The organism is Arachidicoccus sp. BS20 (assembly GCF_001659705.1).
Taxonomy (GTDB): domain Bacteria; phylum Bacteroidota; class Bacteroidia; order Chitinophagales; family Chitinophagaceae; genus Arachidicoccus.
In genome coordinates this window covers 1095303-1116084 of sequence record NZ_CP015971.1, presented here as the reverse complement: position 1 = coordinate 1116084, position 20782 = coordinate 1095303, and the positions used below count along the sequence as shown (strand labels likewise).

General features: G+C 39.1%; 17 protein-coding genes. 5 read left to right on the top strand and 12 right to left on the bottom strand.

Going from position 1 to position 20782, the window contains the following annotated elements; translation table 11 throughout:
• Window positions 1–55: 55 nt before the first annotated feature.
• Window positions 56–2890, top strand: a complete 2835-nt coding sequence (locus A9P82_RS04995; protein ID WP_082915239.1) for a M16 family metallopeptidase — start codon at window positions 56–58, stop codon at window positions 2888–2890.
• Window positions 2891–3009: 119 nt separating this feature from the next.
• Here A9P82_RS04995 and A9P82_RS04990 read toward each other — a convergent pair whose 3' ends face one another.
• From A9P82_RS04990 to A9P82_RS04980, 3 genes are all read right to left on the bottom strand, one after another.
• On the bottom strand, window positions 3010–3612 hold the full coding sequence (locus tag A9P82_RS04990; protein ID WP_066204843.1) for a fibronectin type III domain-containing protein: 603 nt from the start codon (window positions 3610–3612) through the stop codon (window positions 3010–3012).
• Window positions 3613–3852: 240 nt separating this feature from the next.
• Window positions 3853–3984, bottom strand: coding sequence for a hypothetical protein (locus tag A9P82_RS15765; protein ID WP_255364056.1), 132 nt, complete (start codon window positions 3982–3984; stop codon window positions 3853–3855).
• A gap of 363 nt (window positions 3985–4347) precedes the next feature.
• Window positions 4348–5841, bottom strand: a complete 1494-nt coding sequence (locus A9P82_RS04980) for a hypothetical protein (protein ID WP_066204837.1) — start codon at window positions 5839–5841, stop codon at window positions 4348–4350.
• Window positions 5842–6401: 560 nt separating this feature from the next.
• On the opposite strand from A9P82_RS04980, the gene A9P82_RS15365 reads away from it, so the two are divergent.
• Window positions 6402–6578 (top strand): hypothetical protein, encoded by a 177-nt coding sequence (locus A9P82_RS15365; RefSeq protein ID WP_156522602.1) that lies wholly within the window; start codon window positions 6402–6404, stop codon window positions 6576–6578.
• Window positions 6579–6892: 314 nt separating this feature from the next.
• On the opposite strand, the gene A9P82_RS04975 is transcribed toward A9P82_RS15365, so the two are convergent.
• From A9P82_RS04975 to A9P82_RS04950, 5 genes are all read right to left on the bottom strand, one after another.
• Window positions 6893–7519 carry a lipoprotein signal peptidase gene (locus A9P82_RS04975; protein WP_066204835.1) on the bottom strand — a complete coding sequence of 209 codons (627 nt, stop codon included), beginning with the start codon at window positions 7517–7519 and terminating at the stop codon, window positions 6893–6895.
• A 47-nt stretch (window positions 7520–7566) separates the two neighbouring features.
• Window positions 7567–7971 (bottom strand): VanZ family protein, encoded by a 405-nt coding sequence (locus A9P82_RS04970; protein ID WP_066204832.1) that lies wholly within the window; start codon window positions 7969–7971, stop codon window positions 7567–7569.
• A 305-nt stretch (window positions 7972–8276) separates the two neighbouring features.
• Window positions 8277–9224 carry a UDP-3-O-(3-hydroxymyristoyl)glucosamine N-acyltransferase gene (locus A9P82_RS04965; RefSeq protein ID WP_066204829.1) on the bottom strand — a complete coding sequence of 316 codons (948 nt, stop codon included), beginning with the start codon at window positions 9222–9224 and terminating at the stop codon, window positions 8277–8279.
• 297 nt (window positions 9225–9521) lie between these two features.
• Window positions 9522–10145 (bottom strand): 4'-phosphopantetheinyl transferase family protein, encoded by a 624-nt coding sequence (locus A9P82_RS04960; RefSeq protein ID WP_066204824.1) that lies wholly within the window; start codon window positions 10143–10145, stop codon window positions 9522–9524.
• A 1332-nt stretch (window positions 10146–11477) separates the two neighbouring features.
• Entirely contained in the window at window positions 11478–11657 is a 180-nt protein-coding gene (locus tag A9P82_RS04950; RefSeq protein WP_066204817.1) for a hypothetical protein, read from the bottom strand.
• A 63-nt stretch (window positions 11658–11720) separates the two neighbouring features.
• On the opposite strand from A9P82_RS04950, the gene dcd reads away from it, so the two are divergent.
• The 3 genes from dcd to A9P82_RS04935 all read left to right on the top strand — a co-directional run bounded on the left by dcd (window position 11721) and on the right by A9P82_RS04935 (window position 16492).
• A complete protein-coding gene (gene dcd, locus A9P82_RS04945) occupies window positions 11721–12257 on the top strand; it encodes a dCTP deaminase (protein ID WP_066204815.1) in 537 nt (178 codons plus the stop codon).
• 162 nt (window positions 12258–12419) lie between these two features.
• Window positions 12420–15224, top strand: coding sequence for a TonB-dependent receptor (locus A9P82_RS04940; RefSeq protein ID WP_066204813.1), 2805 nt, complete (start codon window positions 12420–12422; stop codon window positions 15222–15224).
• Window positions 15225–15442: 218 nt separating this feature from the next.
• The gene (locus A9P82_RS04935; RefSeq protein ID WP_066204810.1) at window positions 15443–16492 is read left to right on the top strand and encodes an NAD(P)-dependent alcohol dehydrogenase; all 1050 of its coding nucleotides are present in this window, start codon (window positions 15443–15445) and stop codon (window positions 16490–16492) included.
• Window positions 16493–16543: 51 nt separating this feature from the next.
• On the opposite strand, the gene A9P82_RS04930 is transcribed toward A9P82_RS04935, so the two are convergent.
• From A9P82_RS04930 to A9P82_RS04915, 4 genes are all read right to left on the bottom strand, one after another.
• Window positions 16544–17353: a porin family protein gene (locus A9P82_RS04930; RefSeq protein WP_066204807.1), complete on the bottom strand. Its 810-nt coding sequence runs from the start codon at window positions 17351–17353 to the stop codon at window positions 16544–16546.
• Between the two features lie 124 nt (window positions 17354–17477).
• A complete protein-coding gene (locus tag A9P82_RS04925) occupies window positions 17478–18407 on the bottom strand; it encodes a DUF3078 domain-containing protein (RefSeq protein ID WP_082915238.1) in 930 nt (309 codons plus the stop codon).
• A 39-nt stretch (window positions 18408–18446) separates the two neighbouring features.
• On the bottom strand, window positions 18447–19184 hold the full coding sequence (gene recO, locus A9P82_RS04920; protein WP_066204802.1) for a DNA repair protein RecO: 738 nt from the start codon (window positions 19182–19184) through the stop codon (window positions 18447–18449).
• A 77-nt stretch (window positions 19185–19261) separates the two neighbouring features.
• Window positions 19262–20773, bottom strand: coding sequence for a S10 family peptidase (locus A9P82_RS04915; protein ID WP_066204799.1), 1512 nt, complete (start codon window positions 20771–20773; stop codon window positions 19262–19264).
• Between the last annotated feature and the right edge of the window lie 9 nt (window positions 20774–20782).

Below are 20782 nucleotides of genomic sequence, written 5' to 3'. Positions count from 1 at the left end.
TTAGTTTAAGAAGAGCTATTTTTGTTGAAATATTTTTTAATTAAACAACAACATTATGCTCAAACATTCTTTACCCAAATTGTTGTGTTTTGTGGCAGCATTGCAATTTTCTGTTGCACATGCCCAAAATTTGGATTTATCTCAACCATTACCGATTGATTCAACCGTAACCAAAGGAAAGCTCCCCAACGGATTAACTTATTACATTAAGCCCAATGCGAAGCCTGCGCAAAAAGTAGAATTGCGTTTAGTGGAAAATGCAGGCTCTCTTCTTGAAAATGATAACCAACAAGGTTTGGCGCATTTTATGGAGCACATGAACTTCAATGGTCTGAAGCATTATCCTAAAAATCAATTAGTAGATTATCTGCAAAAAATAGGTGTGCAGTTCGGTGCAGATTTGAATGCCAACACCGGTTTCGACAGAACCTATTTTATGCTGCCGATTCCTACCGATAAACCCGGAAATCTGGAAAATGGTTTTCAGATTGTTGCCGACTGGGCAGGCGGGGCACTAATCACAACAGATGAAGTGAATGATGAACGGCACGTGATTTTGGAAGAGCTGAGAATGAGAAATAAGAACGCTAATATGCGTATGCTGTACAAAATTTTACCGGAATTGACAAACCATTCGCGCTATGCCAGCAGGTTTCCGAGCGGTTTGGACAGTATTGTTTTACATGCGAGCCCGGACAGAATAAGGGAGTTTTATCACGATTGGTATCGTCCCGATTTACAAGCCGTAATTGTCGTTGGCGACATCACGGTAGATAAAGCAAAATCATTAATAGAAAAATATTTCGGCGCATTAAAAAATCCTGCCCATGAACGCACGAGAACTGTTTACGAAGTAGCGCCTTACACACAAAAGAAAGCGCTGATTGTTACCGATTCGGAAGAAACTAATTATAGCTTCTCTTTATATTATCCCACACATAAAGCCAAAGTGGAAAAAACACTCGGCGATTACCGTGAAGATTTGATAAAAAACATCATGATTCAAGGGCTAAACAGAAAACTGAGAGACCTTGCACAATCGGCAAACCCGCCGTATGCAAGTGCTTCAGGGTATTTTACAGAGGGCTTTTCTTTGCATGACGAACAATTTGCTTTAGACATTGTGCCCGTTGATGATTATAAAAAAGCCATTAATGCTGCTGTGGGCGTACTGCTGCAAGTGGAAAAATACGGATTGACCGATGCTGACATTGAAACATCCAAAAGAAGCTATCTTGCAGGGTACGAAAAAGCGTTTAACGAGCGCAACACGACGGAATCTGCCGCTTACACCGATGAACTGGCAGATAATTTTATGACCAATGAACCCATTCCCGGGATTGTGAATGAATATAATTATGTAAAGGAATTGTTGCCGACCATTACTGCAAAAGATGTAAATGCAGCTGCACAAAAATGGCTTTTGGAAAATCAAAATTATTTTGCATTAATTTCTGCGCCGTCAACAGGTAAAATTCAGTTGCCTGATGAAAGCGGTTTATTGTCTATGGTAGATGCGGCTTTTAAACAAGATGTAAAACCAGCCGAAACAACGGGAACAGCGACATCATTATTACAAATGCAACCCGTTGCCGGGAAAATTGTTTCCGAAACAAAAGATGCCGATTTGGGAACAACTACTTATACATTGAGCAACGGCGTAAAAGTTACCATTAAGCCTACCGATTTTAAAAACGACGAGATTGTATTAACCGGCGGAAGACTGGGCGGTACAGGACAGTTTAGTGTTGCCGATAAAGCCAATGTTACTTTTCTTGGAAGTGTTATCGGAGCAATGGGTTACGGGCAGTTTACGCCGTCTGAACTGAATGATTTTCTTTCGGGAAAAAATGCGAAGGTAGGCGTCGGTTTCGGTGCCGCAACAAATGGGATTAGCGGTTCTTCATCTGTAAAAGATTTACCTACATTGCTTGAGCTGATGTATCTCAAGCTCACTTCTCCAAGAAAAGATACAAGCCTGTACAAAGGTTATATGACCAAGCTGAAATCACAGTTGCAGTTTCTGAAAGCCAATCCGCAATATGCTTTTATTGATTCATCCAATAAAGTAATGTATGGCAATAATCCTTTAACGCCCATCAGCGTTCCTACGGAAAATGATTTAAACAGTATCAATCCCGACAGAATATTGGATATTTACAAAGACCAGTTTGGCTATGCTGATGGATTGCATTTATTCTTTGTTGGTAACGTTAATGCAGACTCGTTGAAACCGTTGCTGGAAAAATATGTGGCAAGCCTGCCGGTAAAAGGCGTGAAACCTGCGTATAAAGACAACGGGCTTCGCATGGTGCCGGGAGACAAAACATTTAAGTTCTATAAAGGCACTGACCAAAAAAGTCTGATTCTCGATTATTATCACGGCGATATTAAATATTCCGAAGATGCCGATTTGAAGCTGGATATGCTTACGCAAGCGATGACTATCAAAGTATTGGACACCATCCGGGAAAAGATGCAGGCAATATACAGCGGCGGTGTGTATGCTTCTGTCGCAGAGCTGCCGTATGGTCATTATTCCATTATTGCGCAACTGCCTTGCGGTCCTGAGAATGTAGATAAAATACTGGCAGAATATGCAAAAGAAGTTGCCGGTTATAAGAAAAACGGCGTATCAGCTACCGATTTGGAAAAAGTAAAAAAAGCAATGCTTGAAAAATACAAAGAGAGCATGAAGCAAAACGGCTATTGGGCCGGAGAGCTGCAAGACATTTATATGTTTGGACACAGCAAAGATTACCTGCTTAATTTCGACAAGAAAATAAATGCCGTTACAAGCGAAGATTTGAAAAAATTTGCAGATGAAGTATTGAATAACAATAATAATTATAAAGCCATTTCTTATCCCGAACAGGCAAGCGGGAAATAGTATTTTTAAGTTTCTTTAGTGAAAACAAAGAGCGGCTTCATTTTGGAGCCGCTCCTTTGTTTGAAGATTACTTTGCTGCACACACGTATGGACTAATATCCGTGCATCTGTAGCGATGGTTACAGTACAAAGCTTTTTACCTCGTCGCTCCAGTTTTGTGCAGGATTTGTACCCAATGCTGTTACACGAAAGCTGTACTGCTGTCCGCTGGTTAAACCTTCGACTGCTGTTTTAGCCTTAGTGGTATGGATTTCCATCCACGCATCTGCACCTGCTAACTTGTACTGCCATATATACCCTGCGGCATGAGGCACGGCATACACCGACAGTAATATTTCTCCGGTAATGCCCGGTACGGCTTTCAGGTTTTCTGACTTGGAAAGCATACCCACAGGTGCAGGCGTTTTTGCCAGCGTAAATCCGGAGCTGAGTGCAACAGCCGCATCATTGTTGCTGTGCAGCTGCACGTATAAGCCCAATTGCGACAGCAGGGTTTCCAATGTTTCGCGTTTCTGGTTTTTAACGGCGGTCAGTTGTTTGCCGCCTGTGGCTGCCTGCGCAAGCGCTGTTTCATAGTCGGTTAATGCCGATTGCACATCTGCAAGTGCGGGAGCGGGGGTAGGAAAAGCGGCATTGTCTGTAAGGCTGTCTACGATGTGTTGCGCCTGAACGGCGAGGTCGCTGTCCGTTACACGGCTGAAGCTAATGATCACTTTAATCATGACTTTAGAGTTTTGAAGGTTAAAAAATAAAAACAAGCTAATCTTTGACGGCGATAAGGCAATCAAAATAAGATGTAGTATGCCGGTTGTGTCTGTTCCATTGCAGCTTTAATCTGTTTTATTGTTTATCTGCAATGTTTTGTTGTACGTTGAATTTATTCTATTGTTGGTCTGCAAAGCTTCGATGTAGGTTAACAATACTTTATTGCAGGTCTGCAAAAGATTTGTGCAGATGAACATTCAGCCATTGTATATGTACAACGATTTGTTGCAGGTTGCATTTGTTTCATTGTTGGTCAGCAATGCTTTCTTGTTCATGTACAAAGCCCTGTTGCAGGCTATATTTGTACCCGTTTCATGTTTTTGTACCATTTTGAGTTGTTTTGTGTTTCCTGTTTTTTGCTTTTTGTACAGTTGGGCATTTTGTGCCGGTGCGTTTTTCAATATTCATACAATCTTTTTTGGGGTTAGCAACATACGCGCATTGCAAGTGTACTCAATTATTTTATGCCAAAAAATACTATTACACGAAATGCACGATTCTATATGTGAAATGCAGGATTCTGTATGTGAAAGGAAATGAGGATGCTTGTTTTGGGGTGATATTTTTTACTGATGTAGATGTCTTTGCGAACTTTTTATGTTATTTGAACACACGAGATATGTATCAAGACTGAGAAAATGTGTATGGCGCGTGTTCACACGCCACGGCGTATTAGAGTGGAAGTTTTTATTTTACCAACTAAAGTACACACCCGCCAAAATATTGAATGGACGAATTTTATAATCTTGTGTCATATAACTTGCGTTATTGAAGACAGTATATCGAAAATCTTTTTGATTAAATAAATTATATGCGGTTATTGAGTACTGCCAATTTTTGGATTTCTTAGGTATATATCTTATTTGAAAATCCGAAAACAATGTACTGTTTGATTGAGAGTTTGTCAATTGGTTATTGTAATGCTCTATAATAAATTTAAAATTCCATGATTTTGAAACAATGCCGCCGATATTAATATTTTCCGTGAATTGATTTAACGGCGATGTTGTATTGCTGTTTGAAACAGAGAGTTTATTTCTTATGAATGAGCTTTCATAGCCTAATATCAGCCATTTTGTTAGACGCGCATCTATTTTGGGAGAAAGCGAAAACGTTGTGTTTTTATTCGATATAAAAATATTTTGTTGTACAAGATAATTGCTGTAGCTGCTATAACTTGTGGCAATAGAAAATGTACTTTTCCATGAATCTATTGTTTTGCTTATTCTTGCAGATAATCTGACTGTATTCTTCGTATTGTTTTGCAGCATATAACCTATTATGTTCATGTAGCCAGAGAAATAATTATGGGCAAGTAAATTATTATTGGACGGTGCGTAGCTCGCATTCATGTAGAAAAATAATTCATGGACAGCATTTTCATAAGTTGCTCCAAATGAGTAAATATTGCTTTTTTCTACGGAAGGTCGGTTAATCCCAACATTGAATTCCCTGTAATTTTCCAGTATATATGCTGCTGGCAAATTGTCCAAAGAGGTGTGTACGTCATAACCGGCTAAAGCATTCAACTTCCAATAAGCATTTAACTGATACGACATATTCAATTGCGGACAAGGATATACCGATGTAGTTTTAGAATTGTTTAAATTATCGTTTTCATTAAATAAAAATGTACGAACAGGGAACCGAAGCGATGCGTGAAACAATTCTCTGTCATAATATAATTTAGGAAGAACATAATATTGAAATAACGAGTAATTATATTTGTTGAATAAAGAGTCCGGAGGAATAATATATGTATTAATGCCTGATAAATTGGTAACATAATTTCCTTTTGTGTATTGAATGCCAGCCTGAACGGAAAAAGACATACGCCAAACAGGAAAGCTATAAGAAACATTAGGATGTACAAACATTTGCTTTTGCGTTGTCTGCTGTTTTTGTAAATTACTGTCTGGAATATCAATTACCAAATTTTGAGGTAGCACAGCATAGTGTATAAATGTTCCTATTTTGAGAATATGATTGTGTACTGTTTTAACTAAGCTGAAATCATTCTCTAAAAAATGAATGGGCATTTTTCCTCTCTGTACATTTGGTAGTGTTCCTGTTGTTTGAAGATTCACATTTTGAAACAATGCCTGAGCATTAAACTGATTATTCAAGTAATAATTTTTATTATTGATATTGATATTTAGACCGGCTTCCAGTTTTTTGTTATACATAACAGAGAATTCTGTTTCCAGGCAATGTTTTAATACTGAAAAATGTAAACGAACCTATTCCTCTTAGCAGAAGCTATAGGGATGCTTTTCTTAGCCGAGTTCAGAAGCTGTTTCATGGGAAGGATATAATAATTTCTGACGGGGAGTAGCTTAATCAATATGATGGAAAAAGTCGCATTATGGTATTTTAGATTATACTCATTAATCCTCTTTTTTGTTTTAGAAAATATTTGTACAGATGCGCTTTACTGCTATATGCAGAAATCTTTAAAGTATCCTTTCCTTATATCGCTTGTATGTTGCAGGTAACTGTTAATTATCTACGGAAATAATACGCACCTGATACGGACTTAATACGCACTTGACTCTTAATATATGGACTACTTTAAACGTTACAGTCAACTGAAAGGATTGTTTTTTATTTAACGGCGGTGTTGAGCAAAATGGTTCATTACGGATAAGAAAACCGAAGGAAATTTTTTGTTATAACAGCAATAGCAACAACAGATGCAGCTACGGCACGGGAAAGACTTCATTACATTATAGATGACATTGAAGATATGCGTGCAATCAGCCTTTATGAATTTCTAAAAGTAGAAATTGATGAGGAAGAAGGTATTCAACTTTCTGACGAATTGCAAGCAGCACTTAATGAAATGGACGATGATTTGGACAAAGGCTTTGCTACGCAAGAAGATTTCAGAAACTATGTGAAAGAAAAAGTTTCAGCTAAATAACCTGTCGCGCTTTTAATAAGGGTTACACAACTATGATTTGCAAACTCATGGTAAAACGGCAAAAAATGCCTGTACTCACAGCTTAAGCAGTCTGTTTATTTGTTATTTCCGCTATGAAATTTGATAGAGGTTGTTGTTCAAAATATCATGATATGACATATAAAACGTTAAAGAGGGTGTGTAAAAAGGTTGATGAACTCTACAAGAGAATTGTATAAGCGACACTATGATTCCGTCATGTGCCCGAATAAGAAAGAGGCTGTCTTGACTTTTTAGAAGACAACCTCTTTTGTTATAATGTTTCAGATGGAGAATTATTTCTTCTCTCCAAACAAGCTCTTTTGGAAAATAATCAAGATGAAAAAGCTGATGGAAATATAAGAGTCTGCCAGGTTAAAGACCGGGTCAAAAAATGTAAACCTTGTTCCGCCATAATAAGGAACCCAGTTGGGAAGAAAGGTATCGATAAGATTAAAATGCAGCATATCTACAACCCTGCCGTGCAGGAAAGATGCATAGCCGCCGCCTTTGGGAAGAAAATGCGCCACATTCTGTAAGTCATAATCACTGGCGTTGAAAATTAGCCCGTAGAATAGACTGTCAATCAGGTTGCCGGCAGCGCCTGCATATATCAAAGCGACACAAATAATGAAACCTGTTCTTGCTTTCTTGCGGATTAATTTACTAATGTAAAATGTTCCCCAAATCACGGCAAACAATCTGAACAATGTCAGTATTATTTTTCCGAAACTGCCGCCGAATTTCCAGCCCCAAGCCATGCCTTCGTTTTCCACAAAACTCAGTTGAAACCAATGTCCTAAAACATTGTGTGTTTCGCCGAGAAAATAATGTGTCTTGATATAAAATTTCAGCGACTGGTCGAATATCAACAGCAATACAATAAATGCCGCGACGTATATTTTTTTTGTTGAAGATTTCAATGGAATTGTCTTTTAATCGGCGCAAAGGTAATTGAAAATGTATTGGATTAATAACTGTTTTTGGCTCTTTGCAATTGGTATTTTTTTGTGATTGCACGAATGACAAAATAGGCAATGATTGCACCTAATGAATCTGCAACCATATCGCCGTACGAAAAATCGCGCGTGGTAAAATACTTCTGCACATATTCCATTGCGATGCCGTAAATGCAGGCGACAATAGTAATAATAACTGTTCCCCGGCGTGTTTTTGTACGGTCAATATTTATCCATGCAAAGCCAAACCAAAACACCACGCCGCCAAACAAACCCATGTGTACGAGCTTGTCAAGGTTGGGAATATCTACCTCTACACTTCCAAAATCTTTGCCCGGCAGAGTGAGTAAAATATAAACAAGAATTATCCAAAACAGGAAAGGAATAAATCTTATAAAATTGAAGGACGGTTTCATCTGTTTATTTTTATTGTTTTTTAATTGCCAGATGGAATGCCTTTAAATAATCATCGCTTTGGGTATGACGAAGGCTTATGGGCATTTCATGTGTTTATTTTTTGATGTTTTTAATTGTCACATAGAAATCGAAGATTAGCTTCGCTCAGTTCGAGCAAGCTCTCGTGTCACGAACACCATCTTAAATATAAAAATACCGTGAGTAATGCCTCTAAATAATCATCGCTTTTGGTATGTAAAATACTTATGGGCATTTCATCATTGTTTTGCGTGTTTCAAATGTAATTGCAATAAGCCTAAGCAGATTATTTTTTCATCACTTTTTCCCAAAGTTCCGGAATACGTTTTATCCAAACAAGCTCTCTTCTTTTGCCGCTTGCTTCTTCCGCAGGATAACCGAAATAGGTTTTGCCACCTTTCAAAGAAGAGGGAACGCCGCTCTGTGCCAGCACCACAGCATTTTTGCCGATAGTCAAAGTTTTACTTACGCCCACTTGTCCCCAAAGTGTAACGCCGTCTTCAATAACTGTTGCACCGGCAATGCCTACCTGTGCCGCGAACAAACAATTCTTCCCGACAAACGTATCGTGTCCAATGTGAACCATGTTGTCCATCTTAGCTCCTTCGCTGATGATGGTCGATGCCGTAACGCCTCTGTCGATGGTGCAGCCGGCGCCAATTTCTACAAAATCTTTAATCACAACATTACCGCAGCTTTGCATTTTTTTGTACCAAACATCCCGGTCTTTTTTTGTGTTGTAATAAAACGCGTCGCTGCCAATTACAGTCCCCGCCTGAATTACAACGTTGTTACCAATCTCTGTATAATCCATAATGGCAACGTTCGGATGAATGATACAGTTATTGCCAATCTTTACATTTTTCCCGATAAAGACATTCGGCATAATGATGGTCCCTTCGCCAATTTCAACATCGTCGTTGATGGATTTTGTTTGCGAAGTGAACGGTCTGAAATGATTGACAATCGTAAGATATGCCTCAAAAGGTTGCTCGCAGTACAGCAAATTTTTCCCTTCGGGAACTTGAACATCTTTGTTGTTGATGATGATATGTGATGCATTGCTTTGCAGACAAACATTGTAATATTTAGGATGGTCCACAAAAACCATATCGCCTTTTTCAACTTTATGAATCTCGTTGATGCCCGCCACCACTGCATTTGCGTCGCCTATTACTTCTGCGTCGATGAGTGTTGCAATCTGTTGTAATGTTATTTGTTTAGGAAATTGCATGATGATGTATTTGTAATTTTTTCAAAAATAGTATTGTTGAAAAACATTCGCTGTTAAAATTTTAATCGGCTGAAACGCTTTGTTTATCATTGTTTCAGGTAAGTGTATTTTTTTATTTTTAAATAAAATTGTTTCGTATGGTAATAAAGAAATACACAATTCGTATTCATTTTGTGAATAAAAAATATAGAAATTATTTTGTATTCGCAGAAAGTAGTTATAATATTGTGGTTGGAAATTTTGTTTCCATACTTACTAACACATTTTTATCCGGGTCCTGCACATCGCAGGACTTTTTTATTGCGCTGAAATCCATGCCAGGCTTAAGTTTGAGAAGATGCTGTAATTAGTTTTCAGTTCAGTTTTTTTATCTTCTTTTAAAAAGATAGTTGGTATAATTCCTTCATCGCCGAAGGAAACCGGTTGCAATAAAATGTTCTCTTTAAAGTTTAATAAACCATAGCTGTACCATTTATAAGTTGCTTCTTTTGCGCACCAAAGCGTAGTCAATAATTTTTTATCATCGTTGTATTGCGTAGTAAATTTTTTTTCTTCTTCGTTCAAAAACTTCTCTTTTACTTTTATGACTTTATCGGAAAATAATTCGGCATCGATGCCTACACGTTGTGTTGTACTTGCGATGGCGGCTGCATAATCGCCGCAATGCGAAATGGAAAAATGATACGCTTCGTTTTGCAAAAACGGCTTACGGCTGTCGGCAATTAAAATCTCCTCCAAAGGAAAATCGGAAAACAGTAGCGGCAATAAAAATCTTCCCGCAAGATGCTGCAATCGCTTTTGCGGATGCGAAATATTTTTTTTCAACGGAACTTTTTGAAGAAAGAAATTCTCATCCTCTTCTATTTTCCAAATAGCGAGTTTGGTATTTGCGTTTATTTTCTTTTGATAAAAAAGCGGCACGGTATGAAATATGATTTATGAATTTTATTTTTATTGAACCCTTCCAGGGTTCTGTTATTGTGTTTGTTCTTTCCTCCGCATTTCATGCGGGGTTATTGATATTGAAGCCCTTCGGGCTTCGTACATACTTTATTATTTTTTCATTTGCTTTTCTTTTCCTCCGCATTTCATGCGGGGTTATTGATATTGAAGCCCTTCGGGCTTCGTACATACTTTATTATTTTTTCATTTGCTTTTCTTTTCCTCCGCATTTCATGCGGGGTTATTGATATTGAAGCCCTTCGGGCTTCGTACATACTTTATTATTTTTTCATTTGCTTTTCTTTTCCTCCGCATTTCATGCGGGGTTATTGATATTGAAGCCCTTCGGGCTTCGTACATACTTTATTATTTTTTCATTTGCTTTTCTTTTCCTCCGCATTTCATGCGGGGTTATTGATATTGAAGCCCTTCGGGCTTCGTACATACTTTATTATTTTTTCATTTGCTTTTCTTTTCCTCCGCATTTCATGCGGGGTTATTGATATTGAAGCCCTTCGGGCTTCGTACATACTTTATTATTTTTTCATTTGCTTTTCTTTTCCTCCGCATTTCATGCGGGGTTATTGATATTGAAGCCCTTCGGGCTTCGTACATACTTTATTATTTTTTCATTTGCTTTTCTTTTCCTCCGCATTTCATGCGGGGTTATTGATATTGAAGCCCTTCGGGCTTCGTACATACTTTATTATTTTTTCATTTGCTTTTCTTTTCCTCCGCATTTCATGCGGGGTTATTGATATTGAAGCCCTTCGAGCTTCGTACATACTTTATTATTTTTTCATTTGCTTTTCTTTTCCTCCGCATTTCATGCGGGGTTATTGATATTGAAGCCCTTCGGGCTTCGTACATACTTTATTATTTTTTCATTTGCTTTTCTTTTCCTCCGCATTTCATGCGGGGTTATTGATATTGAAGCCCTTCGGGCTTCGTACATACTTTATTATTTTTTCATTTGCTTTTCTTTTCCTCCGCATTTCATGCGGGGTTATTGATATTGAAGCCCTTCGAGCTTCGTACATACTTTATTATTTTTTCATTTGCTTTTCTTTTCCTCCGCATTTCATGCGGGGTTATTGATATTGAAGCCCTTCGGGCTTCGTACATACTTTATTATTTTTTCATTTGCTTTTCTTGTTCTCCGCATGAAATGCGGGGTTATTGATACTGAAATCCTTCGGGCTTCGTACACACTTTATTATTTTTTCATTTGCTTTTCTTGTTCTCCGCATGAAATGCGGAGAAAATCCGAAAAAATATGATGATGGCTAACCACGAAGTGGTTGAACACTGCTACAACAAATACTTTTCATCGGACTCAACGTTATGCTCTTTTAAAAGCTCTTTATATTCTTCAACAAATGTTTTCTTTTTATGGCGTTGCTTCCCTGTTTTTTGTGCTGTAAACAATTTGATATATGTACTCATATTATCTTCTTCAATTAAACAATAAAGCAATTCAACAATTTCCATGAACCATGAACTATTTGCTATGAACCAATATATTTGCAAATATAATTTTTAAACAAAGCAAAAATGATTTTATCCGATACACGTATTTTGGAAGAAATAGAAAAAGGTACGATTTTAATTGAGCCATACTCGCGTGAATTTTTGGGGAGCAACAGCTACGATGTGCATCTTGGCGCTACGCTTGCGATGTATGAAGATGAAGAATTGGATGCTAAAAAACACAATGCGATAAGATATTTTGACATTCCCGAAGAAGGCTTTGTATTGCAGCCGAATAAATTTTATCTTGGCGTAACGCAGGAATACACCGAAACGCACGCACATGTTCCTTTTCTTGAAGGGAAATCTTCCACAGGTCGTTTGGGCATTGATATTCACGCGACGGCCGGGAAAGGCGATGTAGGGTTTTGCGGCAACTGGACTTTGGAAATTTCGTGCAAGCAACCTGTAAGAGTGTATCGTCTTATGCCGATTGGACAATTGATTTATTTCCCTGTGGAAGGCGAAATTGAAATTAAATACAACCAAAAGCAAAACGCCAAATACAGCGGACAACCTAATAGACCCGTTGAAAGCATGATGTGGAAAAACAAGTTCTGATGAGGTGCTTGTTTAAACGTATGTGCTAAATTCTTTTAATTTACCTATTCCTTTGCGGATTCTACCGAATAGCGTGGTTTCGGACAAAAGCCCGATTGAACTTTGCATAAAATTTTCAGTCAGACTTTTTCAGAAATTCATTTCTCTATCAAACAATGCATTATGCGTAAACTACTTGGGTTCTTTTTTTTATTTTTCTGTTTTTCGTTTGCAGCTCATGCGCAGCAAACAACCGGGACTTTAACCGGAACAATTGTCGATACAATTTCGCACAATGTGAACAAAGCCAGCGTCTCGCTGATGAACGCTGCGGACACCACCAAAGTGTGGCACACCTTGTCTGACAATGATGGCAAATTTTCTTTTTCCGGTCTTGATTTAACCACTTATGTTTTAAGAATCTCTTTTCAGGGATATGAAGTGTTGAACCGGTACGTGGCGTTAACCAAAGAAAAACCAAATGTAGATTTGGGCGAAATTACTTTGCAACAAACGATGAATGAGTTGGGAACAGTTGTGGTTACGGCTGTGATTCCAATGACGATGAAAGGCGATACCACAGAATATAGCGCAGATGCGTTTGGTACAAAACCTAATGCAACAGTCGAAGATTTATTGAAAAAGTTGCCGAACGTGCAGGTTGATAAAAACGGCGGCATAACGGCTCAGGGAGAATCTGTAACAAGAGTGTTTGTAGATGGTAAGCGCTTCTTTGGCAACGACCCGAAGCTTGCTACACAAAACCTGCCGAAAGACGTAGTGGATAAAATTCAGGTATTCGACGGCAAAAGCGACCAGGCAGAGTTTAGCGGTTTCGACGATGGTAATACCATTAAAACGATAAATATAGTTACCAAGCGGAATATGCGTCATGGATGGTTTGGAAAGTCCACCGCAGGTATCGGCAACGACGAAGCAACGCTGAAAGACCCGTTGTATGCGGTATCTCCGCGTATCCTGTATTTCAACGGAGATATGAAAGCCGGTTTGTTTGGCAACCTGAATAATATAAATCAGCAAAACTTTACACGAGACGACCAAACGAGTAAAAACGGTTTGACCAAAACAAGAATGGCAAATCTTTTCTTTGGAAACACTTTCGGTAAAACCGATTTTAACGGCAACTATCAATATGCAAATACCGGCGTAAATCTCAACTCAAATTCTATTACACAGTATTTTTATAACGACTCATCGTTTAATACTAATAATTATGCAAACGATACGACAGACAGGACTACGCAGAGACATTCCGTAAATCTTAATTTCGATACCAAGTTTGATTCTGCCAACGAACTTAGGGTAAGACCAAATGTATCATTTACAAGTTCGCATAGTACAGATAATTCGCTTACGCGAATCGACAGCCTTTTCCAAGGCAATGAAATTTTGAAAAGCAACACCAATGCAAACCGGGTTAATAATAATGACGGTCGAAATACGGGCATTTCAGCAACCTATCGTCATGCGTTTGCTAAAAAGGGTAGAACCATATCGGTAGATCTTCAGTATTCCAATACGCACAGCAACAGCAGCTCGTTATATGTGTCGGATTATTATGATGCTGTTTTAGGTAAAGACAGCCTGACAAATCAAAGAGCGTCAACAATAAATAACGGGAATTCTTTAAATACAACACTTACCTATACCGAGCCGATAGCACAACATCAGCAGTTGCAAATAGAATACAGCAACTCATTTTCAAAGAATGTATCCGACAGGGAAACATTTAATTTCGATAGTACGAAGATGGATTACTCGGCAATTAACGACGAGCTGACCAATAAGTTTGACAATAAATATACTTCTAATCGAGGTACATTGGGTTATTTGTTCAACAATGGCGTTATTAATTTTAATGCAGGTATTGGTGTTCAGTTCGGTAAAACAGAAAGCAATAATCTTACTCATTCCGATAAATCTGTTCCTGAATATACTTATACCAATTTATATCCAACGGCAAATTTTACTTACAATATTTCCAAGGAGAAAAAGTTTATTTTTAAATATCAGGGACGTACCAGTCAGCCATCTATTCAGCAATTGCAACCTATTAAAGACAGCTCCAACATTCTTGCAATCACATCGGGTAATCCAAATTTGAAACAAGAATTTAATAATCATTTCCAGTTCAGGTATAACAATATAGACCGTGTGGGCGGCAAGTCTTTCTTTGCTTTTATAGATGCGTCTATCGTACAGCATAATATTACGAGCGATATTGAGAGATTGGATAATGGCGGACAATCGACTACTTATATCAACATGAATGGGAATTATAATGTCAGAGCGTTTGTCGACTGGAGTTTCCCTATTATTTCTCCAAAATCCAATATCGATTTTTCGACCAATATCAGCAATGCCCGTTCGGTAACTATGTTGGACAATGCAAAGAGTTATACTTACAATACTTCACTATCGGAAGGTATTAAATGGTCCACCAACATGGAAAAATCCTGGGATATAAATTTTTCAACGACGCCTACTTACAATATTGCAAAATATTCGGTAAACAAGCAGTCCAACAGCAACTATTATTCGCAATCGACATCGGTGGATGGAACTTGGTATTCGGAATCGGGCTGGCAGCTTGCTACCGACTTTGATTATACGTTTTATACAGGAAATGCTTTAGGGCAAAATGTAAGCATTCCGCTGTGGAATGCAAGCATTTCAAAGAGTGTATTTGCAAATCAGGCAGGACAAATTACGTTATCGGTCAATGACATCCTGAACCAGAACAAAGGCGTGGAATTTACAAGAAGTTCAGATTATAGCAGGCAAACACGAACCAATATTCTCAAGCGTTATGTGATGCTCACATTTACATACAATCTTAAATCATTCCCCGGAATGGGCAAGAGGGGCAACAGAAACCATGGCGACAGACCCTGGATGCGCGGCGGCGACGGACCTCCTCCGGGCGGCGGTGGATTTGGAGGTGGTCGCGGTCGCGGCGGTTTTTAATTTAAAACAAACAACAGAAAGAGGCGAATTGTATAGTTCGCCTCTTTTAAATTTTTGTCAATTCATTATATCTGAAAACAAAAGAAATTAATTTGCTTAATTTAGCATTGTTTGATTTTTACTATTTTTAGTTTGAATGATTCTATTGCGAAAAAACAATTATACCCAATTTTGCATCATCTCTGTAATTTATCATCGATTTAAAAACAATAATAACTATGAGTACAACAGCAAAAGCTTACGGAACAAATGCTGCGGAATTACCCTTGGTACCGCTGAGTATTGAACGTCGCGAGCCTACGCCTCACGATGTGGAAATAGAAATATTGTATTGCGGTGTATGTCATTCCGATTTACATACGGCGCGTAACGAGTGGAAAGGAACAATTTATCCATGTGTTCCCGGACATGAAATTGTAGGGCGTATCACAAAAGTCGGCGACCATGTAAAGAAATTCAAAGTAGGAGAGTTGGCAGCAGTTGGTTGTATGGTCGATTCGTGCCGCGAATGTGAAGAGTGTAAACAAGGATATGAGCAGTATTGCGAGAATGGTTTTACCGGAACATACAATGCGCCGGATAAACATTTGAATGCGCATACTTTCGGCGGCTATTCGCAAAGTGTTGTGGTGGATGAAGATTTTGTTCTTCATGTTCCGGAAAATCTTGATCTTGCAGGTGTTGCACCTTTGTTGTGCGCCGGCATTACAACATATTCTCCGTTAAGACATTGGAATGTTGGTCCCGGTAAAAGAGTGGGCGTTGTAGGCATCGGAGGTTTGGGGCACATGGCAATCAAGTTGGCTCATGCAATGGGCGCGTATGTTGTAGTATTTACAACATCGGAAAGTAAGAAAGAAGACGCAAAACGGCTTGGTGCAGATGAAGTAGTATTGTCCAATAATGTGGAACAAATGCAACAATCGCAAAAACTCGATTTTATTCTGGATGCAGTTTCCGCAGAACACGACATCAATGCTTACCTGCATCATTTGAAGCACGATGGTAATTTGACAATTGTGGGCGCGCCCGAAAATCCGCTGCCTGTTGCCGTGTTCAATTTGATTTTGGGAAGAAAAAGTTTTTCAGGTTCACTTATTGGCGGCATTGCTGAAACGCAGGAAATGCTTGACTTTTGCGGCAGGCACGACATTACTGCCGATATTGAATTAATCAATATGCAGGATATTAACGATGCGTATGAGCGCATGCTGAAAGGCGATGTGAAATATCGTTTCGTAATAGATATGGCTTCTTTGAAAAATTAATATTTACTTGTGGAAATAAAAAACAGACTGCTCATAAACAGTCTGTTTTTTTTATAATGTTAGTGCATAGCCTAACATTATAGTTGCAGCGCCCGAACGGTTTGCACCGTTTGCGGCATCTTTCTGAATATTCAGAAAACCGTAATTGCCGCCCCCTTCGATAAACAGCGTATGTTTTTTAAATTTAAAAGCGAGACCAACATTGCCCTCAACGCCAAAATTAAATTTATGTGTTTCATCTTTGATATTCGTTGTTTCGCTTAAATCTGCCGACAAAGGTTGATAATCTTCGTCTAATACAGGGTGTGTGCCATCGGGGTAAAAATATAATTGGCTCGTGCCCGATGTGATTGTTTTGGCTGAGAGCAGCAAGCCTGCAAAAGGTCCTGCATCTGCATATACCCGCCATCGTTTCGTTTTCCCTAAGTTCCATCCGAATTTTGCCAATACAGGCAACATCAGGTAATCCAGTTTTGCTTTGTTCTTTACATCTGCGTCAATGTATTGCGGTGTTATATCGCCATTTATAGGAGCTAATTGTGTTGCGGCTTCTGCCGGGACACCAATGGATTCTATCGACGCTATTGCTTGTATCCCATCGCGTTTGCCGCCTTGTTGCGAATATTCAATCATTGGTTGAATGGAAAATAAATTGCTTACTTTAAACTCTGCAAATACGCCGAAGCCCGCGCCTTCAATAGAAGAAAATCCTTGACTAAGCGGATTTGCACCGCCGCCTGCGCTAAGATTCGGAATGGTAAGACCGCCGCGTATGCCGATAGATACATTTTGTGCGGAAGCTGAAGATATGACTAACACGAAGACAAACACACTAATTACGGGAATGAGATTGCTTCTCATAATTACGATTGATTTAAGTTTTGCAATAATAGCTAAAGATACGAAGTGCAAACGATTATCAATAAAATAAAAACGCCCAAACCATGAAGTGAGTTTGAGCGTTTTTCCATCATAAAAATTGTTCTTATAAATTATACATCAATCCTACGCCAAGTATAGATTGTGTCTGAATCTTTGGACCTTTGGGCGGTGTTGGTCTGTACAAATCATCATACGCGAGATTGAAGTTCCACGTAACGGCAATAGCTTTTGTAAGTTTTGCCGCAAAAGTATTTGTCCAGAAAATGTAAATGTTTTGCGGGTTGTGCAGGTAATTGCTATACAATTCGAGATTGCCTGCATAAGTAATCGTCTTTGTGATATTTGCTGCATATCCTGCATTCAGCAAAGCGCCGAACTGAAACTTAAACGTTTTGCCGGTGTCCACGCCGTACGCGCCTTGGTCGGACAAGAAATGATTCGCAACAATCAGTGCACGGGCTGCAACAGGAGAGAAGAAGATGTTTAAATTTTTTACGGGTTTCCATGTAATGCCCGGTGCGAGTGTAACGTAAGCGGGTGCAAAGAATGTAGAACTGAAAGTTTTGCTTTGCCCGTCCGAACCGTACGTATAGCCGTCAAACGGTTGTGTGCGCACACGAAACAATGCGGATACATCTAATTTGGAACTTACCGAATGCCCGTATAAGGAAAGAAAATCCAAAAGGTTGGCGCTGCTTTGTCCAATGTTGCCTTTGGTTTTGATATAGCCGTATTGTACGTTCAGGTTGTTGTCCCAGCTGTCTTTATTTTTTTTATAATCGGCATACAGGTTTACCACGCCTGTAACGGAATACGCATTTGTACCGCCGCCTGCCCAGTTACTGAGCGATGTTTGTCCTGCTGTTAGTGATAATGCACCACCTTTGTTCCAGAGTTTTGTGGTATCAGCTTTATGACCTGATTTATCAATTTTTGAATCTAAGTCGCCTTGAATATCCGAGCGGCTATTGTCTTGTGCCATTGCCATTGTAGCTGAAAAAACAGCAAGCCCTAAAAAAATTTTTTTCATCATTTGAAACTTCTTTTAAGAGTTCTAAAATAGGTTAAGTAATTATTGCAAAACAGCTTGTAAAACACGGAAGCTTTTCATTTCACTTGTATTTTGCAAATGCAAAGAAAAGAACTGTTGATAATATTTCAAAAGTTCTCGGCGAATTAAATGATTCAATTGTAAAGATTTGGGAGCGGAATGTGTTTCAAGATTATTTAGTTCAGACGTGATTGCGGCATAATTATCTTCTACAACGTAGTTGTGGTAAGGCTTTTCGGCTACAAACATTCCTTCCTGCAAATCCAGTATCGGTGTTTTGGACGAATAATTTCCATGGATTTGAAAGCCTAAAAACTTTGCAAGATGCAGTGTAAACGTAAGCGGATAATCGGCAATTTCCTCTAAATTTTGTTTGTCCAGCGATATGAAAAAATGTTCAAAAAAATCGAAAAGCTCGTTATTCGTTTCCTCTTGTTTGATGCAATGCAAAATCAGTTCAAGCATATACATGGCAATTGCGCTGCGCGTAACATGAAAAAATAATTCGGTGTATAAATAGCTCCACTGATATTCCTTAATGAATTGTAATGATTTAAACGGATTATGATATGCCTGCAATTCAAGAATGGCACCAGGTTGGAAATAATTTATTTTAGAAGCACCGCTTTTGCTGCTTTTGCGCACGCCTTTTACAAGATAACTTTGTAAGCCGAACAAATCGGTGTACAACGTAGCAATCACGCTGGTTTCGCCGTACTTGACCGTGCGCAAAACAATGCCTTTTACTTTATGCGTCATAAATAATGGAAGCGAAGTTAACCAATAAAAAACGCACCAATAAAAATTGATGCGCTTAGGATTGCAATTGATTTTGGTTACTGTGCAACATCCATCGTGCTGACTTGATAGTCGGACGATTTATTATTTGCCGGGATAGCGTTTTTGATAAAATCGCGAATATCTTTATCGCCCTGAATCATGGTAGGTTTGTCCATGTACACCATGTGTCCGCAGGGATAGCCTTTCCATTCCATGCGCGCTTTTAAATTTGCAGAAGTCGCCATTTGCCACATGCTGTATTTAGCATTAAAAAAGTTGCAGGATGAACCGTCATAATATCCCGATTGCACCAGCAAATGCAGCGACGGATTTTCTTCCATTGCTTCGCGCAATTGTGCGCCCGTTCTGTCGCCTTGCGAATTCCAGGGATAAACCTGGTCGGACAAAACAAGATAAGGAACATCGGTTTTAAAGTTCAAATCGTTGCGCATATAATAGTTTGCGGCAGGAGAGAAGGAACGCGACCATGCGGGAATTTCGGCATTAAAATCGGGATAGCTTCCCGAAACTCTTTCATCAATTCCAAGATAGCGGGAATCGAGGCGACCGATGGTGTAGCCCTTGTCGCGCAGCAATTCTTTCCAGAATAAATTGGTATTAACATCTAAATTGTTTTGGTCCCATACTTCTTTCTTGATGGAAGTGTAGCGTTCCAACTGTGTTTCTATATTTTGCTTTTCGCTTTCAGAAATAGAGCCGCCTTTTGCAATAGCGGGAATCAATTGATTAACGGTAAAATCTTCAATCTGCGGAAGAATATCAGTCAGTTGTTTTTGTTGTAAATCTGCAGGCAGTTTTTTATAGTACCAGGCGGTTGCTGCATAATACGGAATATTAATTGCTTCATTAATCGGTCCGTCGCGGCGAATGCCCAGTTCGGTAGGAGAAACCAGAATTACGCCATTCAGAAACATCCCGATTGTTGGTTCCTGCAAGGCAGCGGCAAGCCCTGAAACACGCGTGGTTCCATAGCTTTCGCCGATTAGGAATTTTGGCGAGAGCCAACGGTTGTTGCGTGTAACAAAAGTGCTAATCCATTTTGCGAGATAGTCGATATCTTCATTTACACCAAAAAACATGGAAGGCTTCGCGTCTTTATCCACGATGCGCGAATAACCAGTGTTTACCGGGTCAACATACACGATGTCTGTTGCATCTAAAATGCTGTATGGATTTTCTTTTAGTCCGTAAGGCTGCACGGCATGACCTGCATCGTCCAGATTCACGCGAACCGGTCCGGTGTAACCAAGTTCCATCCACAGCGATGCAGAACCCGGACCGCCATTAAATGAAATGGTAATTGGTCTTGTGCTTTTATCGCTGACTCCCGCACGTTCATAATAAGTGTAACCGACTGTTGCAGCGACTTTGCCGTCTTTATTCCAAACGGGTTGCATTCCTTTATGGACATAATAGGTAAAATGCTGCCCGTTAATCGTGGCTTCGTGTTGTGTGGTAACAACCGTATCCGTAGGAATTTTGCTTTGTGCATTTACACCAAAAAAGCAGGAGACCAATAAAGTAGTTAGTAGAGAAATTTTTCGCATAATAAAGAA

What these genes read in the sequence shown, in the direction of transcription:
- A9P82_RS04995 (WP_082915239.1), top strand. Translation starts at nt 56, where the DNA reads ATGCTCAAACATTCTTTACCCAAATTGTTGTGTTTTGTGGCAGCATTG.
- A9P82_RS04990 (WP_066204843.1), bottom strand. Translation starts at nt 3,612, where the DNA reads ATGATTAAAGTGATCATTAGCTTCAGCCGTGTAACGGACAGCGACCTC.
- A9P82_RS15765 (WP_255364056.1), bottom strand. Translation starts at nt 3,984, where the DNA reads ATGGTACAAAAACATGAAACGGGTACAAATATAGCCTGCAACAGGGCT.
- A9P82_RS04980 (WP_066204837.1), bottom strand. Translation starts at nt 5,841, where the DNA reads ATGTATAACAAAAAACTGGAAGCCGGTCTAAATATCAATATCAATAAT.
- A9P82_RS15365 (WP_156522602.1), top strand. Translation starts at nt 6,402, where the DNA reads ATGCGTGCAATCAGCCTTTATGAATTTCTAAAAGTAGAAATTGATGAG.
- A9P82_RS04970 (WP_066204832.1), bottom strand. Translation starts at nt 7,971, where the DNA reads ATGAAACCGTCCTTCAATTTTATAAGATTTATTCCTTTCCTGTTTTGG.
- A9P82_RS04965 (WP_066204829.1), bottom strand. Translation starts at nt 9,224, where the DNA reads ATGCAATTTCCTAAACAAATAACATTACAACAGATTGCAACACTCATC.
- A9P82_RS04950 (WP_066204817.1), bottom strand. Translation starts at nt 11,657, where the DNA reads ATGGAAATTGTTGAATTGCTTTATTGTTTAATTGAAGAAGATAATATG.
- dcd (WP_066204815.1), top strand. Translation starts at nt 11,721, where the DNA reads ATGATTTTATCCGATACACGTATTTTGGAAGAAATAGAAAAAGGTACG.
- A9P82_RS04940 (WP_066204813.1), top strand. Translation starts at nt 12,420, where the DNA reads ATGCGTAAACTACTTGGGTTCTTTTTTTTATTTTTCTGTTTTTCGTTT.
- A9P82_RS04935 (WP_066204810.1), top strand. Translation starts at nt 15,443, where the DNA reads ATGAGTACAACAGCAAAAGCTTACGGAACAAATGCTGCGGAATTACCC.
- A9P82_RS04930 (WP_066204807.1), bottom strand. Translation starts at nt 17,353, where the DNA reads ATGAGAAGCAATCTCATTCCCGTAATTAGTGTGTTTGTCTTCGTGTTA.
- A9P82_RS04925 (WP_082915238.1), bottom strand. Translation starts at nt 18,407, where the DNA reads ATGATGAAAAAAATTTTTTTAGGGCTTGCTGTTTTTTCAGCTACAATG.
- recO (WP_066204802.1), bottom strand. Translation starts at nt 19,184, where the DNA reads ATGACGCATAAAGTAAAAGGCATTGTTTTGCGCACGGTCAAGTACGGC.
- A9P82_RS04915 (WP_066204799.1), bottom strand. Translation starts at nt 20,773, where the DNA reads ATGCGAAAAATTTCTCTACTAACTACTTTATTGGTCTCCTGCTTTTTT.